This is a genomic window from Nocardia sp. NPDC019395 (assembly GCF_040632335.1).
In the GTDB taxonomy this organism is placed as follows: Bacteria; Actinomycetota; Actinomycetes; order Mycobacteriales; family Mycobacteriaceae; genus Nocardia.
The window spans coordinates 165,146-180,403 of the sequence record NZ_JBEYBT010000005.1 but is presented as its reverse complement, the minus strand read 5'-3'; the positions used below and the strand labels follow the sequence as shown (position 1 = coordinate 180,403).

13 protein-coding genes are annotated in these 15,258 nt (G+C 68.5%); 6 read left to right on the top strand and 7 right to left on the bottom strand.

The window, feature by feature from the left end; translation table 11 throughout:
• Window positions 1–23 precede the first annotated feature (23 nt).
• A complete protein-coding gene (locus ABZ827_RS16410; protein WP_357237599.1) occupies window positions 24–284 on the top strand; it encodes a PIN domain-containing protein in 261 nt (86 codons plus the stop codon).
• 270 nt (window positions 285–554) lie between these two features.
• Window positions 555–1,955 (top strand): class II fumarate hydratase, encoded by a 1,401-nt coding sequence (locus ABZ827_RS16405; RefSeq protein WP_357237598.1) that lies wholly within the window; start codon window positions 555–557, stop codon window positions 1,953–1,955.
• Window positions 1,956–2,024: 69 nt separating this feature from the next.
• On the opposite strand, the gene ABZ827_RS16400 is transcribed toward ABZ827_RS16405, so the two are convergent.
• From ABZ827_RS16400 to glpX, 3 genes are all read right to left on the bottom strand, one after another.
• Window positions 2,025–2,882, bottom strand: a complete 858-nt coding sequence (locus ABZ827_RS16400) for an acyl-ACP desaturase (RefSeq protein ID WP_357237597.1) — start codon at window positions 2,880–2,882, stop codon at window positions 2,025–2,027.
• Window positions 2,883–3,104: 222 nt separating this feature from the next.
• Window positions 3,105–3,731 carry an esterase gene (locus tag ABZ827_RS16395; protein WP_357237596.1) on the bottom strand — a complete coding sequence of 209 codons (627 nt, stop codon included), beginning with the start codon at window positions 3,729–3,731 and terminating at the stop codon, window positions 3,105–3,107.
• Between the two features lie 308 nt (window positions 3,732–4,039).
• On the bottom strand, window positions 4,040–5,083 hold the full coding sequence (gene glpX, locus ABZ827_RS16390) for a class II fructose-bisphosphatase (RefSeq protein ID WP_357237595.1): 1,044 nt from the start codon (window positions 5,081–5,083) through the stop codon (window positions 4,040–4,042).
• A gap of 131 nt (window positions 5,084–5,214) precedes the next feature.
• Between glpX and ABZ827_RS16385 the strand changes: the two genes are divergently transcribed.
• Window positions 5,215–5,775 (top strand): DUF4245 domain-containing protein, encoded by a 561-nt coding sequence (locus ABZ827_RS16385; RefSeq protein WP_357237594.1) that lies wholly within the window; start codon window positions 5,215–5,217, stop codon window positions 5,773–5,775.
• 13 nt (window positions 5,776–5,788) lie between these two features.
• Here the strand turns inward: ABZ827_RS16385 and ABZ827_RS16380 are convergent, their stop codons facing one another.
• The 3 genes from ABZ827_RS16380 to ABZ827_RS16370 form a co-directional block, all read right to left on the bottom strand.
• Window positions 5,789–6,019, bottom strand: a complete 231-nt coding sequence (locus ABZ827_RS16380; RefSeq protein WP_357237593.1) for an exodeoxyribonuclease VII small subunit — start codon at window positions 6,017–6,019, stop codon at window positions 5,789–5,791.
• A 2-nt stretch (window positions 6,020–6,021) separates the two neighbouring features.
• Window positions 6,022–7,281, bottom strand: a complete 1,260-nt coding sequence (gene xseA / locus ABZ827_RS16375; protein ID WP_357237726.1) for an exodeoxyribonuclease VII large subunit — start codon at window positions 7,279–7,281, stop codon at window positions 6,022–6,024.
• 95 nt (window positions 7,282–7,376) lie between these two features.
• Window positions 7,377–8,144, bottom strand: coding sequence for a lipid droplet-associated protein (locus ABZ827_RS16370; RefSeq protein ID WP_357237592.1), 768 nt, complete (start codon window positions 8,142–8,144; stop codon window positions 7,377–7,379).
• 259 nt (window positions 8,145–8,403) lie between these two features.
• Between ABZ827_RS16370 and ABZ827_RS16365 the strand changes: the two genes are divergently transcribed.
• Window positions 8,404–9,411, top strand: coding sequence for a 4-hydroxy-3-methylbut-2-enyl diphosphate reductase (locus ABZ827_RS16365; protein ID WP_357237591.1), 1,008 nt, complete (start codon window positions 8,404–8,406; stop codon window positions 9,409–9,411).
• A gap of 30 nt (window positions 9,412–9,441) precedes the next feature.
• Here ABZ827_RS16365 and ABZ827_RS16360 read toward each other — a convergent pair whose 3' ends face one another.
• Window positions 9,442–10,431, bottom strand: coding sequence for a DUF6542 domain-containing protein (locus ABZ827_RS16360; protein WP_357237590.1), 990 nt, complete (start codon window positions 10,429–10,431; stop codon window positions 9,442–9,444).
• 291 nt (window positions 10,432–10,722) lie between these two features.
• On the opposite strand from ABZ827_RS16360, the gene ABZ827_RS16355 reads away from it, so the two are divergent.
• On the top strand, window positions 10,723–11,922 hold the full coding sequence (locus ABZ827_RS16355; protein WP_357237589.1) for an exonuclease SbcCD subunit D C-terminal domain-containing protein: 1,200 nt from the start codon (window positions 10,723–10,725) through the stop codon (window positions 11,920–11,922).
• Window positions 11,919–15,239, top strand: coding sequence for an AAA family ATPase (locus ABZ827_RS16350; RefSeq protein WP_357237588.1), 3,321 nt, complete (start codon window positions 11,919–11,921; stop codon window positions 15,237–15,239). Before ABZ827_RS16355 ends, ABZ827_RS16350 begins: the two co-directional genes overlap by 4 nt.
• Window positions 15,240–15,258: the final 19 nt, after the last annotated feature.

The window sequence follows — 15,258 nt, the reverse complement described above, 5'->3', positions numbered from 1 at the left end:
CGGGGGAGGATTCTGGTGACCTGGTGCTGGCGGCGATCTACACCGAGACGTTCCGCTATCTGCCGATGGACCCGGCGATCGACCCGATCGCCCGCTCGATCCGGCAGCAGCTGTGGTCCGCCGGTCAGGGACGCTCCGCTCAGGCCACCGATATCCTCATCGCGGCCTCCGCGGTCCACTATGGTGCCGTGGTCCTGCACTACGACGAACACTTCGAATTGATATCTGCCGCGTACCCCGGGTTGCGTCAGCGCTGGATCGTGCCACGCGGTTCGATCTCCTGAACCGTCGGCCGAATCATCGCAGACCTACCGTGGGTGCAGTATGAAGTAGGAAGCCGTCGATACCGCCCTGAGGCAGTAGGTCGAGTAACTCGGACATCTGGACGCGTTCGACTCTTTGTCGGCTATGGGGAGCGCGGTGATTTCGACCGGCGCCTGAAGCGCACGCGGCCACGCGGTGGGCTCGTGGACTGTGAGCATCGATCGGTCGGGGTGATCGAGACCTCGAGCGTGGCATCCCAACTTCCCTGGGCGCGCGCATAGGGTCGGGTTATGAGCGAGGAGACGCAGTATCGCATCGAGCACGACACCATGGGTGAGGTCCGCGTTCCGGTGGACGCGTTGTGGCGCGCGCAGACGCAGCGGGCGGTGGAGAACTTCCCGATCAGCGGGCGGGGGCTGGAGCGGGCGCAGATACGGGCGCTCGGGCTGCTGAAGGGGGCGTGCGCGGTCGTCAACCGGGATCTCGGTCTGCTGGATGCCGAGCGGGCCGGGGCCGTTGTCGCGGCGGCCGCGGAGATCGCCGAGGGGTTGCACGACGACCAGTTCCCGATCGATGTGTTCCAGACCGGGTCGGGGACCAGTTCGAATATGAACGCCAATGAGGTGATCGCCTCGATCGCGGCGAAAAACGGGGTCACGGTGCATCCGAACGATCACGTGAATATGTCGCAGTCGTCGAACGATACCTTTCCGACCGCGACCCATCTGGCCGCCACCGAGGCGGTGATCAAGGATCTGCTGCCCGCGCTGGAACATCTGCGGCTCGCGCTGCTGGATAAATCCGGGCAGTGGCAGACGGTGGTGAAATCGGGTCGGACGCATTTGATGGACGCCGTACCGGTCACCCTGGGGCAGGAGTTCGGCGGCTACACCCGGCAGGTGGCGGCGGGGATGGAGCGGCTGCTGGCGACACTGCCGCGGCTGGGTGAGCTGCCCATCGGCGGGACGGCGGTCGGGACCGGGCTGAACGCGCCCGCCGGGTTCGGTACGAAAGTGGTGGCCGAACTGGTCCGCAGCACTGGTCTCGACGCGCTCACCGAGGCCGAGGATCATTTCGAGGCGCAGGCCGCGCGCGACGGGCTGGTGGAGGTTTCCGGGGCCCTGCGCACCGTGGCGGTGAGCCTGACGAAGATCGCCAACGATATCCGCTGGATGGGGTCGGGACCGCTCACCGGGCTCGGGGAGCTGCAGCTGCCGGATCTGCAGCCGGGCAGTTCCATCATGCCCGGAAAGGTGAATCCGGTTCTGCCGGAAGCGGTTACCCAGGTCGCGGCGCAAGTGGTCGGTAACGATGCCGCGGTCGCGTTCGCCGGGGCGGGCGGGCATTTCGAATTGAATGTCTACATTCCGGTGATGGCGCGCAATGTGCTCGAATCGATTCGGCTGCTGGCGGCGGTATCGCGGCTGTTCGCCGACCGGTGTATCCACGGGTTGACCGCGAATGCCGAACGGCTGCGCACACTGGCGGAATCCTCGCCGTCGATTGTGACGCCGCTGAATTCGGCGATCGGCTACGAGGAGGCCGCGGCGGTGGCGAAACAGGCGTTGCGGGAACAGAAGACGATCCGGCAGACGGTGATCGACCGCGGGCTGATCGGGGAGAAACTCAGCGAAGAAGAACTGGACCGGCGCTTGGATGTGCTGTCCATGACGAATATCGACAAGGACTGAACCCGGTCGGCTGTACGAGCGGCGGTGGCGGACCGCCGCTCGTACAGCCGGGTGAGCTGAAAACGTAGGTCAGGACCGGAAACGGGCGAGTTCGGCCCGCGCCGCCTCGCCGGCCTCGCCGAGATCGGTGCGGCCGAATACATCCCAGCGCTGCAACAGCGGGGCGAAAACCAGTTCGTCCTGTTTCGCCGGATCGTAGATTCCGGCCGCGGCCAGCACCTCATCGCTGCTGCGCCCATCGGGCAGCGTTACCGAGGGCACCCGGAACGCGGCGATCTGATCGGCGACGGCGCGCATGGTCTGATCCGGTGCTTCGGCGAAACCGGCCGCCACGAGATCCGCGAAAACTTCGGCTTGGGTCTCGTCGTCCTGGGCGATCCGCTCACTGATGGCGGTAACCAGCGGGTTCTCGCCGAGCGCGGCGGTATTGCGGTGCCGGATGGCGGAGGCCTTCTCCTCGAACGCGCAGGTGGCCAGCACATCGAGCAGGTGCAGCGGTGGCCGGCGGAAGCTGTCGGTCATATGACGCATGCGCAGCCGTTCCAGTTCCACCGGGTCGCAGGCGCGGGTGACCATCAGGTAGTTGCGGATCAGGATGGAATGCCGGGCCTCCTCGGCCGTCCAGCGCCCCACCCAGCGCCACCACGCGCCGGTCCGCAGGTATTTGCCGACCTCGCGGTGATACGACGGCAGGTTATCGGCGATCAGCACACTCACGGTGAGCGCCAGCCGGGCGGTATCGCTCAATTCGGATTGGGAGCTGTCCCAATCCTCACCACCGAGAAAGGCGAAGTTCCGACCGTCGTCCCAGGGGACGTAGTCGTGCGGCTGCCATTCGTCGGCGGTTTCGATATGGCGCCGGATGGTCAGTTCCACTTCGACCGCGAGGGATTCCAGCAGGTCGCGGTCGCTCAACAGATTCTGCACGCACACACGGTAGCGGGTCGGACGGGAGATCGGGTGAGCGCCGTGCAGGGTTGGGAACTGTCGGTCGCGGGTCCAGTTCCTATCGTGATCACGCACCATTTCCGGAGGGTGTGGAAAGTTACCGGAAATTCCGTCCGGAGTCCGGGGTGGCAACCATTTTCGGCGAGATCGGTGTGGACAGGAATGGGGCACCCACTACGCGAGCGCCCCATTCGCCGGTGATCAATTCTGGGTGACCTCGGTGGTTCGGTCGGAGGAGTTCCAGGTGATGGTGCCGTTTTCGAACTGGCTCTGCTTACCCTCGGGGGTGTCCTCCTCGTCCGAGGTCGGGAACCCGAGATCGCCCTCGGCGCCGCCGTTGGCCTCCCAGGCTTCGCGGATATCGCCCCATACGATGTGGGCTCCGGTCTCCTCGCTGAAGAAGATGGTGCCGCCGACGAAGTTCTGGTAGCGGCCACCGGTGCCCGCGACCTGCTCTTCGCCTTCGGGCATACCGAGGGTGCCGGCGGGGCCGCCTGCCTCGTTGTACTTCTGATAGATGCTGCCGGAGACGGTGACCTCGGTACCGTCCGGTGTCTGCACGGTGGTTTCGCCGGCGTCGGCGTTGGGATCCTGGTCGGGTGTGCCCGATCCCTCGGCGCCGGTGGTCTCGCTGGGGGAACCCTGTGCTCCGGGGGACTCGGACGGGGCGCCGGTGCCGGTGTTGTCGCCCCCGGGCATAACCGCCGAAGTCAAGGAACCGACGGAATCCGATACGGAGTTGTCGTCGTCGCCGCAACCTGCGACGAGTAGGCCTGCGGCAGCGAGGGCCATGGTGAATCCGGCCGAACGTCGGGTGAAGTGGTGCATGTCCATCCTCTCGCGACAGGCCGGCGTGATACGCGGGCGAGGCCGTGTACTCATCACTCCGGCGCTATGAGGTGGCAACGCGACGGCTATCTGGTTCGAGACTCGTAGCGCTACCGCTTCGGTGGTCAGGAGGATAGTACCCGCTCGGATGGGGGTGGAATAGTATGCCGGGAATTAGCTGGGTGTGGGTGGGGGCGTTGTGAATGGGGTGAGCTGGTCCAGGGCTGAAGGCAGTGCCGGAGGGCCAAACCTTTGAGGCCGGGGTTAATAGGGCCCCGGCCCTCGCGACGCCGGAGGCGGCGCCAAAATCACGGCAGGGGTGGGGCGGCGTGTTCGTCGCCGTGGAAATCGACCGAGGAGTATTCGCGGAGTTTGGTGAGGCGGTGGTAGGCGTCGATCATTCGTACGGTGCCCGATTTCGACCGCATCACGATGGATTGGGTGGATGCGCCGCCGCCGGAGTAGCGGACGCCGCGCAGGAGGTCGCCGTCGGTGACGCCGGTGGCGCAGAAGAAGACATTGTCCCCGGATACCAGGTCCTCGGTGACCAGGATCTGGTCGAGGTCGAGGCCGGCGTCGATGGCTTTCTGCCGTTCCTCGTCGTCCTTGGGCGCGAGTTTGCCCTGCAGGACACCGCCCATACAGCGCATGGCGGCCGCGGCGATGATGCCTTCGGGGGTGCCGCCGATGCCGACGAGGATATCGGTGCCGGAATCGGGGCGGGCCGCGGCGATGGCGCCGGCGACGTCACCGTCGGAGATCAGGCGGATGCGGGCGCCCGCGTCCCGGACTTCCTGGATGAGGTCGGCGTGCCGGGGGCGGTCGAGGATGCAGACGGTGATATCGGATACCGAGGCGCCTTTCGCCTTGGCGACCTTGCGGACGTTCTCCGCGATCGGGACCGAGATATCGATCACGTCGGCGGCATCCGGGCCGACGGCGATCTTGTGCATATAGAACACGGCCGACGGGTCGAACATGGCGCCGCGTTCGGCGACGGCGAGTACGGAGATGGCGCCCGGGGAACCCTTGGACATCAGCGTGGTGCCGTCGATCGGGTCGACCGCGAAATCGACCTCGGGGCCGGTGTTGTCGCCGACGTTCTCCCCGTTGTAGAGCATGGGCGCTTCGTCCTTCTCGCCCTCGCCGATAACCACCACGCCGCGCATCGATACCGAGCTGACCAGCTGGCGCATGGCATCCACGGCCGCGCCGTCGCCGCCCTCCTTATCGCCCCGGCCGACCCAGCGGCCCGCTGCCATGGCACCGGCCTCGGTGACTCGGACGAGTTCGAGCGCGAGGTTGCGGTCGGGTGCCTCGCGGCGGCTCGCAGGGGTCGAAGATGCCGTCATGGCGGGTGCCTCCTTGGCGTCGTAACTTCGCGGTAATTGTCGCATTGACCGGATCCGTGGAGTTGATCACCTGGTACGGCCGTGCCGGGGGCGGCGCGGGGCAGGTGCCGCGACACGGGGATACTGAGTGCGTGCCGAACCAGAAGCCACGCATCCTGAACGACTACCGGGACCTGCTCTTCTCACTGATCCCGTTGGTGCTGATCGCTGTGGTGTTCGCCGGTGTCACCAGTCAGTGCAGTTTCGCGGCGAACGGGCCGACGCAGGGGACCGTCCCGAGTTTCGACGCGCCCTCGGCGTTGCGTTCGGATGCGCAGAATCTGCGGTTCCCGATCCGCGAACCGGCCCTGCCGGAGAACTGGAAGCCGAATTCGGGCAGCCGCGACACCGTCACCGGCGCCGGTGGCGGGACGGTGAGCACCATCGGCTACATCACCGGTGCGGGAACCTATATGCAGCTGAACCAGAGCGATGCCACCGAGGACGTACTGGTGGACCATATCGTCGGTGCTCGCTACGCCACGGGGACCCGGGAAACCGGCGGACAGAAATGGGTGGAGTACGCGGAACCGGACGCCGAACCCGCGTGGGTCGCCGATTTCGGTGACAGCCGGGTCCTGATCCGCGGGGCGGGGGATACCGCGGCTTTCGAAACGATGGCCGCGGCGGTGACCGCCGCGCGGCCCCTGTAATCCGGGATCCCGGTCACCGGTCGGATTCGGACAGCGCTTTTTCGATGCGCTGCCGCGCACCGGCCAGATGTTCGGCGCAGCGGTTGGCCAGCGCCTCACCGCGTTCCCACAGGGCGAGGGCGTCGTCGAGATCCATACCGCCCTGCTCCAGCATCTTCACCACATTGACCAGTTCGTCACGGGCGCGTTCGTAGCCGAAACCGGCGATCTCGGCCACTTCGTCGTCGGCGCTGGTATCCGGCACGGTCAGGTCCTCTCGGTCTCGTCGGCTGGCTGTTCGGTGGTGGCCCGGCGCGCCGGGGAGCGGCGGTCGCCGAGCGGTGTGGTGCCCAGACCGGCCGCGGAGATCGCGCCGTCACCGACCCGGATCCGTAGCTGACTGCCCGCGGGCGCGTCCTCGATGGCGCGCACCACATGGCGTTCGGGGCCGGCCACCCGTTGCACGACAGCGTAGCCCCGGGCGAGGGTCGCGGCCGGGCCTACCGCGGTCAGCTGCCGGCGCAGATGATCGGTGGTGGTGGATTCGGTGCGGACCAGGTCTTCGACGCTGCGGCGGGCCGCGGTCCGGAGGCGTTCGACCTCGTCGTGGCGGTACCCGAGCTCACGCATGGGGTCGGCCAGCACCGGTCGTGAGCGCAGCTGCGCCAGCGCGGCGGACTCCCGCTGAACCCAGCCGCGCAACGCGGCCGCCGAGCGGGAACGCAGTTCGCCGATCAGCGCTGTTTCCGCGGCGGCGTCGGGGACGATTCGTTTGGCGGCGTCGGTGGGGGTGGCGGCACGCAGGTCGGCGACCAGGTCGGAGAGCGGGGAATCGGGTTCGTGGCCGATCGCGCTGACGATGGGTGTGGTCGCGGCGACGATCGCGCGGCAGAGGGTCTCGTCGGAGAACGGCAGTAGGTCCTCGACACTGCCGCCCCCGCGGGCCAGCACGATCACATCGACCGCCGGGTCGCGGTCGAGTTCGGTCAGTGCGTCCAGTATCTGCGGCACCGCGGAGGGACCCTGCACAGGTGTGTTGCGTACTTCGAACCGCACGGCGGGCCAGCGTCCCCGGGCCACGCTCAGCACATCGTGTTCGGCGGCGCTCCCGCGGCCTGTGATCAAACCGATGGTCGCGGGAAGGAAGGGGATCGGGCGTTTGATCCGGTCGTCGAACAGCCCTTCGGCGTTCAGCAGCGCCTTGAGCCGTTCGATCCGGGCCAGTAGTTCACCGACCCCGACCGGGCGGATCTCGGTGACCCGCAGCGACAGCGTGCCGCGGCCGGTGAAGAAACCGAGTTTGCCGTACACCACCACCCGGCTGCCCTCCTGCAGGGGCGCGGGGGCATCGCGGAGCAGCGCGGGATCGCAAGTCACCGAAAGCGACATATCGGCGGCTGGGTCGCGCAGCACGAGAAAAGCCGTGCGGGTACCGGGTCGCAGATTGATCTGGGTGAGCTGTCCCTCGACCCAGATGCTGCCGAGCCGGTCGATCCATTGCGCGACCTTCATCGACACCGAACGCACCGGCCACGGCTGCTCGGCGGAATTGGCGGGCGCGGCCTGCTGCCCGGACCGGCCGGTACCGGACCGGCCGGCCGCGGCGACCGAATCGGCTTCCGTCACTGGGCTCGCACGGTGGCGATCCGGTTGGTCAGCATGGTGACGAACGCCGCGCGATCGAGGGTGCGCTGCTCGTAGTCGAGCAGGGCGATCAGGTCGGCGACGGTGAGGGTGCGCAGCCGGCCGCGCAGCTGGGCGAGGGTCATATTCGGGTAGTCGTAGCGGGCGCCTACCGCGGGGAGTTCCGGTTCGGGGTCGCCCACAGCCTCCGGCTCGGAAGTGCCCGGCGCCGTGGTTTCGGGGTCGCCCGCGGTTTCCGGCTCCGGTTCGGGGTCGGCGGCCGTGACCGTGTCGCGCTCACCGGTTGCGGTTTCCGGGGTCGGCTCCGTCACCACCGGCGATTCCCACTCCTCGGTTTCGAAGGTGGTGGCCTCGGGCACGGCATTGCCGTTCTGCATCGCGCGCAGTCCGGCGAGGGTTTCCTTCAGTGCCAGTTCGACCTCGACCGGATCGGATTCGAACCGGTCGAACCCACTACTGCGGGCGGGAGCGGAGGCGCCCGGCGCGCGCACGGGCAGCTCCTCGTCTTCGTCGAATGTGGCCCATTCCGGCTGCTCTTCCGGACGGTTGATGATCCGGTCGAAGACCGAGTCGCCTTTGATCGCGAGACTGGTGACGAACTGCTGGACGTGCATACCGGTCTGCAGCAGCTGGCTCACCGCGGTGACGGGGAATTTCACCGCCGCGGAAGGTAGCCGGCGCGTCTCCTCGAGAACGTAGACGGCGGCTCCGGCGGCGACACGGGCCAGGAACGGTGGTCGAAACATGGTACTAGCCTGCCCGATAGCACACGGTCAGCAAAAGAGGGTGCGCCCACCCGGCAAGCCGCGAACGGCCATTGGGGCGCGCCTGCCGGGCCCGTCGGCGTCCGCGCATGGGATCCGGAAACTGTGATGATCCCTCCGTTGCAGGTCAGAGCGCTGTCTCCGCTGCGCACCGGTATCGGCGGCGGTCGGCCGCGCCTGCGGGGGTGTGCCGTGGCGCACGGCCGCAGCGGGGCGGAAGGCACGCACGTATCCTGTCGGCATGTCCTCGGCAATACCGTTGAATGTCGGAATCGCTCGCTCCGCCGGCGCCGCCACCGTGGCCCCGGAGGGGAAACGAGTGCTGCTCGCCGAACCGCGTGGCTACTGCGCGGGCGTGGACCGCGCGGTGGAAACCGTGGAGAAGGCGCTGGAGAAACACGGCGCACCGATCTATGTCCGCAAAGAGATCGTGCACAACCGCCACGTGGTGGAAACCCTGCGCGAACGCGGGGTGATCTTCGTCGACAGCACCGACGAGGTGCCCGAAGGTGAGCTCGTGGTGTTCTCCGCCCACGGTGTCTCCCCGGCGGTCCACGCGACCGCCTCCGAACGCAAACTACGCACCATCGATGCGACCTGCCCCCTGGTGACCAAGGTCCACCAGGAGGCCAAGCGGTTCGCCCGCGACGACTACGACATCCTGCTGATCGGCCACGAGGGGCACGAGGAGGTCGAGGGTACGGCCGGTGAGGCTCCCGACCATGTGCAACTGGTCGACGGTCCGGACGCGGTCGAGAGGGTGCGGGTACGCGACGAGTCCAAGGTGATCTGGCTTTCGCAGACCACGCTCAGCGTGGACGAGACCATGGAGACCGTCTCCCGGTTGCGCGAGAAGTTCCCGGCGCTGCAGGATCCGCCCAGCGACGATATCTGTTACGCCACCCAGAACCGGCAGGTCGCGGTGAAGGCCATGGCCCCCGAATGCGATCTCGTGATCGTCGTCGGATCGCGGAATTCGTCCAACTCGGTGCGCCTGGTGGAGGTCGCGCTGGGCGCGGGGGCGAAAGCGTCGTATCTGGTGGACTACGCGCGCGAAATCGACCCGGCCTGGCTTGCGGGGGTGGACACCGTCGGGATCACCTCGGGCGCGTCGGTCCCCGAGATCCTGGTGCGGGGTGTGCTGGACATGCTGGCCGAACACGGATTCGGTGAGGTTCAGCCGGTGACCACCGCGAACGAAACACTCGTTTTCGCGCTGCCGCGGGAGCTGCGGGCAGCCCGGGCCTGACGTAACCCCGGGCCGCCCGGCGGCCGGACATCACATCCGGTCCGGTCGCCGCCGTTCCGGGATGGGCTCGCGCCCGCGAAACCGGGTGACCTGCGGCTGACGGGGCGGTTCACCGCCGCCGCGCCGGGGCCGTGCCCGTGCGGGTTCTTCCGGGGCCGGGGCGGGCGGCCGTGGGGGGCGTTGCTGATGGAGATCACGAGACCGGGTCGCGGCCGTCCGCGGGCCGGGCTCCGCGGGTGCCGGGGGCCGGCGCCGGCCCCCGCGGCGCGGGGGTTCGGGGGCGGCATCGCGGGTGTAATCGGGTTCCGGCTGCCCGGGGCGTTCGGGCCGCGCCTTCGTCTTTGTTTTCGCGTTCGCCTTCGAGCGGGCGGCCAGCGTTTCGGCGCGTGTCGGCTTACTGGCGCGAGCAGGCTTGCCCTCGCCCGCCGGCGACCGCTTCGATTGGGCGCGTACGGGTCGTTTGGCCGACTCCCGGCGCGGCCGGTTCTCCGCGCGGGTCTTCGTCGCGCCGCGGCTCGTACGTCGTTCGCCGCGGCTGCGGCTCGTGCCGCGCCGTGCCCCGGCGGTATCGCCGGCCGCTTTCTCGGCCCGGTACTGGGCGATCCGGATCCCGGCCACGATCAGCACCAGCACGGTGGTCAGCATCATCGGCGGGAAGCGGTGGACCAGCGGGATGGCCAGGTTCAGCAGGATGTCCTTGAGCGAGGCCGTGCTGCTGCCGGTGAGCTGGCGATAGGCGATCGGGACCGCGACGAACATCAGTAACGGCGGTAGCACCATGGTGGTGAACAGACCGCGGAACCGGACGGCGGCCACAGCCGCCAGACAGCCGAGTATGTAGAACGCGCTGAAGGTGCCGGTGAGGTCCGTGACGTCGCCGAGGGCATCGATGAGGAAACCCACGAAGGTGCACGCCGCCGCGATGAGCACGGCGGCATAAGCCGGTACACCCGGCACCGTCGGCAGTAACGAACGTTGCGGCGCGGGCACCCGGGAATTCACTCGTTGGGAAGCAGCCACGTAATGAACACTATCGCCCGGAGGGGTCGCCCGTGTTACGGCAGGGCCGGTCCGGCGGCCCGATTGTGCGGAAACGGTGCTCGGCGGCCGTATTCGCAACCGTCAAGGGCGGTGGGTGGAGCCAACCGAAATGGCTCATTCGAGACACTGTCGGTTCTGGGACAAGCCCGCGGGGACGGGGCGAGCCGGATGGTGCGCGGCGAGAACAGTGTCGGCGTGTTGCCGGTGTGGCGGCACGGGTATCCGGATTCGCATTGAAAGGTGTCGGTGGGTTGCCCTAAATTCGCGGTCATGCGAATCCTGCATACGTCGGACTGGCATATCGGGCGCACCTTTCACGGCGTGGACCTGCTGGCCGACCAGGCGCGGGTACTCGAGACGATAGCCGAACTCGTCGCCGCGGAGGGTGTGGACACCGTTGTGCTCCCGGGTGACGTATACGACCGCTCCATCCCGAGCGCTGACGCGATTGCCGTGTGCAACAAGGGATTCGAGTCGATTCGGGCGGCCGGAGCTCAGATAGTCGCCACCTCCGGCAATCACGATTCGCCGACCCGCCTGGGCGCGGGCGCCAGTTTCGCGGCCGCCGGCGGGCTGTATCTACGCACCACCCCGGCCGATTCGCACCGGCCGATCCTGCTGTCCGACGAGCACGGTGAGATCGCCTTCTACGGGATCCCGTACCTGGAGCCGGAGATATGCCGGGCCGAGTTGGGAGTTCCGCAGGCGCGCTCGCACGCCGAGGTGCTGGACGCGGTACTGACCCGGATTCGCGCGGATCTGGCGGAGCGCCCGGGAGTACGGGCGGTGCTGCTGGCCCACGCATTCGTGGTCGGCGGGGTGGCCGGTGGTTCGGAGCGCTCGATATCGGTGGGCGGGGTGGAGACGGTTCCGCTGGGGATGTTCACCGAACTCGGCGCCGCCTACGTCGCGCTGGGGCATCTCCATTCACCGCAGACACTGGCCGAATCGGTGCGCTATTCGGGATCGCCACTGCCGTATTCCTTCGGTGAGAGTTCGCACCGGAAAAAGGTGTGGCTGGTGGATCTGGACGCCGCGGGCCCCGCGCGGGTACGGGAACACGATCTGCCGCAGGTGCGTGGTCTGAGCAAACTCACCGGATCGCTGGACGAACTGCTCACGGATTCGGCCTGGGCGCCGGCCGAAGAGCATTACGTCTCGGCGTCACTCACCGACTACGCCCGGCCCGTGGACGCCATGCGCAAACTTCGCGAGCGCTTCCCCTACGCGGTGCACGTGGAATGGCAGCGTCCTCAGGGCGATCCGGCGCTGAAATACCGGGAAAGGGTGCGCGGGCGCGACGATACCGAGATAGCACGCACTTTCCTCACCGATGTGCGGGGGGAGCCCAGCGAGTCCGAGACGCAGTGGCTCACCCGGGCGATAGCGGCGGCGGTACGCGAGCCGGAGATCGCCGGCGAGGCAGATACCGCGGAACCGGATCCCGCCGGAACGGAACTCACCGCATGAGACTGCACCGGCTGGAGATCACGGCGTTCGGCCCGTTCGCCGATACCAGCACGGTCGATTTCGACGAGCTCGGCGCGGACGGGCTCTTCCTGCTACACGGTCAGACAGGTGCCGGGAAAACAACGGTGCTGGACGCCATCGCGTACGCGCTGTACGGCCGGGTGCCGGGTGCCCGAGGTGACAAACGCCTGCATTCCGATCACGCTCCCGCGCATATCCGGCCCCAGGTGGTGCTCGAGGCGACACTGGGCGGCCACCGGGTCCGGATCATCCGGAGCCCGGAATTCGAACGGCCCAAGCTGCGCGGCAGCGGAACCCGGCTGGAGCACGCCAAGGCCACGCTGACCTGGCTGGACGGGCAGCGGACGAACCTGTCCCGGATCAACGAGATCGGGGACGAGGTCGTGCGCCTGCTCGGAATGAGCGCCGATCAGTTCTTTCAGGTCGTATTGCTGCCGCAAGGGGATTTCGCCACATTTCTGCGGGCCGAGAACGAGGACCGGGAGCGGCTGCTGGAGAAGCTGTTCGATACCGGCCGGTTCGGCACGGCCGAGCAGTGGCTCACCGCGCAGCGCAAAACCGCCGGTGAACATATCGGCGCGCAGCAGCGCAATGTCGAGGAGCTGATCACCCGGGTCGCGGTGACCGCGGGGCTCGACCGCACCGAGCGGATCGATCTGCTCGACGCGGTCGAATGGTCGCAGGACCTGCTGTCCACCGCCCGCGATGATCTCGATATGGCGCAGCGCGAACTGGAATTGCGCCGGGAGGAGTCGGCGCACGCCGACGAGGAAGCGGAAAGCGAGCGCCGCACGGCCGAGCAGCGTCGTCGCCTGGCGCTGGCCCAGCAGCAGTTCGACGAGTACACGGCCGGCGCCGGACAGCGGCAGGCCGACCGGGCCGAACTCGAACGGGCCCGCCGGGCCGAACCGGTGGCCGCCGCGTTGGCGGAAGCGAACACCGCGGTCGAAACGGCGAGGCAATGTGATGTGGCGGCCGATTCGGCCGCCCGGCGGTTGACGGGGCTGGTCGACGAGCCCGAATGCACCGATATTCCGGGAATACATCTCGTCCGGCCGCCGGAGGCTGCCGAGCGTGGTAGCGGGTCCCGAACCGGCGAGCCGGGGGAGCGGGCCACCGCGTCCCACCACGATGCGGGGGTCACCGCCGAGGACGACGATTTCGCTCTCTTTGCGCTGGACTCCGCGCAGGCGGCTCAGCCCCTTACACAGACCCGGTCCGATTCCGATGATGTCGCGCGGCGCGCTGCGGCGGGGTCCGCTGTTCCCGACGAGGATCTCGCCCTGGACTCGGCGATTCGCGGGTGGAGTGCGGTGCTGGGCAAACTGGACGAGATCAGGGCCGACGCCGCGGTCGCGGAGAAACTCCGGGCCGAACTCGTCGAACTCCGCGAGTCAGCGGAAGAACTGCGCGCCCGGGCAGCCGGTTTGACCGAACGCCGGGCACAGTTGCCGGAGACCATCGCGAACGCCCAGGCACGGGCGCGGGAGGCCGGTGACGCTCAGGCGGCACTGCCCGGGCTGCGAGCGGAATGCGAACGGCTGCAGGAGGCGGCCACCGCGGCGGTCGGGCTGGCGCAGGCGCGCACCGGACTCGATCGCGCGCGTGTCGAACTCGATGCGGCGCGGTCGGCCCATCTCCAGGCTCGCGAACATGTGCTCGATCTGCGGGAGCGGCGGCTCGCCGGGATGGCAGCGGAACTCGCCGGACGCCTCGTCGCCGGGCAGGCCTGCGCGGTCTGTGGATCGGCCGAGCATCCGCGACCCGCCCGGGCGGGTGAGAGTGCGGTATCCGAGGCGGACGAAGCGGCGGCGGTCGCGGTGGAACAGGACGCGGAGCTCACGCGGGAGCGCGCGCAGACCGCGTTGGCCGAGGTGGAGCGGGATATCGAGGCGTTGATCGCGCGGGGCGGCGATACCGACCGGGTGGAACTCGCCGCCGCGCTGCGCCGGGCCACCGACCGGTGCGGTGACGCCGAGGAAATGGCAGCCACCGCGGACGAGTGCGCTGCCGAGGTCACGCGCCTGCGGGCCGACGAGAACCGGTTGCACGATGAGCTGCGCGAGGCCGAGACCCGGGCCGGAACCGTTGCGGAGCGGATCCAGGCCGCGCAAACCCGGCTCGCCGAAATCGACCGGAGGTTGCACGCCGCGGCCGGCCGGGACGAGACGATCGGCCGGCGGCGTGAACGCCTGTACGGGCTCATCCACGCCGCGGGTGACCGGCGCGAAGCTCTCGCCGCCGCGCGGGCGGCATGGGAGAACGTCGCCACTTGTGTGTCCCGGGTCGAAAGGCACGCGGTAGCAGCTGGTTTCGCCGTGGAAACGGATATCACGACGAGTGATGCCGGTGTGGGTCCCGGCGATACGCGGGCCGTGGAGGGCCGCACCGGTCCGCGGGAATCGGTAGCGGCCGGATTGCTCGGCGTGCTGCGCGGATATTCACCGGTTATCGCCGCTGCGACTCGGAGTCGAGACCGGCAGGACGCGATCAGCGCGGCCCTCGCCGCCGCCGACGAAATCCGCGCCGCCGCGCAGGCTGTGCTGGACGAACCCGAGATCCAGGAAGCCGTCCTGGCCGCCCCCCGCGACGCCGCCGGGCTGGCCGAGGCGGTGCACAAGGCCCGGCAGGCCCTGGACGAAGCGGTGGCCGTGCACGCGAGCGCCGTACAGCGGGTCACCCGGTTGGAAACTCTGTGCGGGCAGCTGTGGGCGGCGGTTGATCTGATCACCCCCGCTCAGCGGGCGTACCGGGAACTGGCCGGGCTGGCCGAGGTGGTCGCCGGGCGCGGGGAGAACAACCGCCGGATGTCGCTGCGGTCCTATGTGCTCGCGGCACGACTGGAAGAAGTCGCGGTCGCGGGTTCGGCGCGGCTGCGCCGGATGTCGGCCGGTCGATACGAATTCGTGCATACCGATCGAGCCGGAACCCACGGCCGCCGCGGCGGACTGGGGCTGGATATCCGTGACGACTACACCGGCGTCGTGCGTCCCGCCCGGACGCTCTCCGGCGGTGAGACGTTCATGGCTTCCCTCGCGTTGGCGCTGGGTCTGGCCGATACCGTCGCCGCCGAAGCGGGCGGGATCATCCTGGACACCCTGTTCATCGACGAAGGGTTCGGCAGCCTCGACGCCGACACCCTGGACGCCGTGATGGGCGTTCTCGACGAACTGCGCGCCGGCGGGCGGGTGGTGGGCCTGGTGAGTCATGTCGACGAGATGCGCCAGCGCATCCCCAGCCGGCTGCATGTGATCCGCGGTAACAACGGGTCCCACCTGCGGGCAACCATTGTCTGACTCGAGCGCACCCGCATCG

Bases quoted from the DNA above. Each gene is read 5' to 3' on its own strand.
- ABZ827_RS16405 (WP_357237598.1), top strand. From the start codon at position 555: ATGAGCGAGGAGACGCAGTATCGCATCGAGCACGACACCATGGGTGAG.
- ABZ827_RS16395 (WP_357237596.1), bottom strand. From the start codon at position 3,731: ATGCACCACTTCACCCGACGTTCGGCCGGATTCACCATGGCCCTCGCT.
- glpX (WP_357237595.1), bottom strand. From the start codon at position 5,083: ATGACGGCATCTTCGACCCCTGCGAGCCGCCGCGAGGCACCCGACCGC.
- ABZ827_RS16370 (WP_357237592.1), bottom strand. From the start codon at position 8,144: ATGTTTCGACCACCGTTCCTGGCCCGTGTCGCCGCCGGAGCCGCCGTC.
- ABZ827_RS16365 (WP_357237591.1), top strand. From the start codon at position 8,404: ATGTCCTCGGCAATACCGTTGAATGTCGGAATCGCTCGCTCCGCCGGC.
- ABZ827_RS16355 (WP_357237589.1), top strand. From the start codon at position 10,723: ATGCGAATCCTGCATACGTCGGACTGGCATATCGGGCGCACCTTTCAC.
- ABZ827_RS16350 (WP_357237588.1), top strand. From the start codon at position 11,919: ATGAGACTGCACCGGCTGGAGATCACGGCGTTCGGCCCGTTCGCCGAT.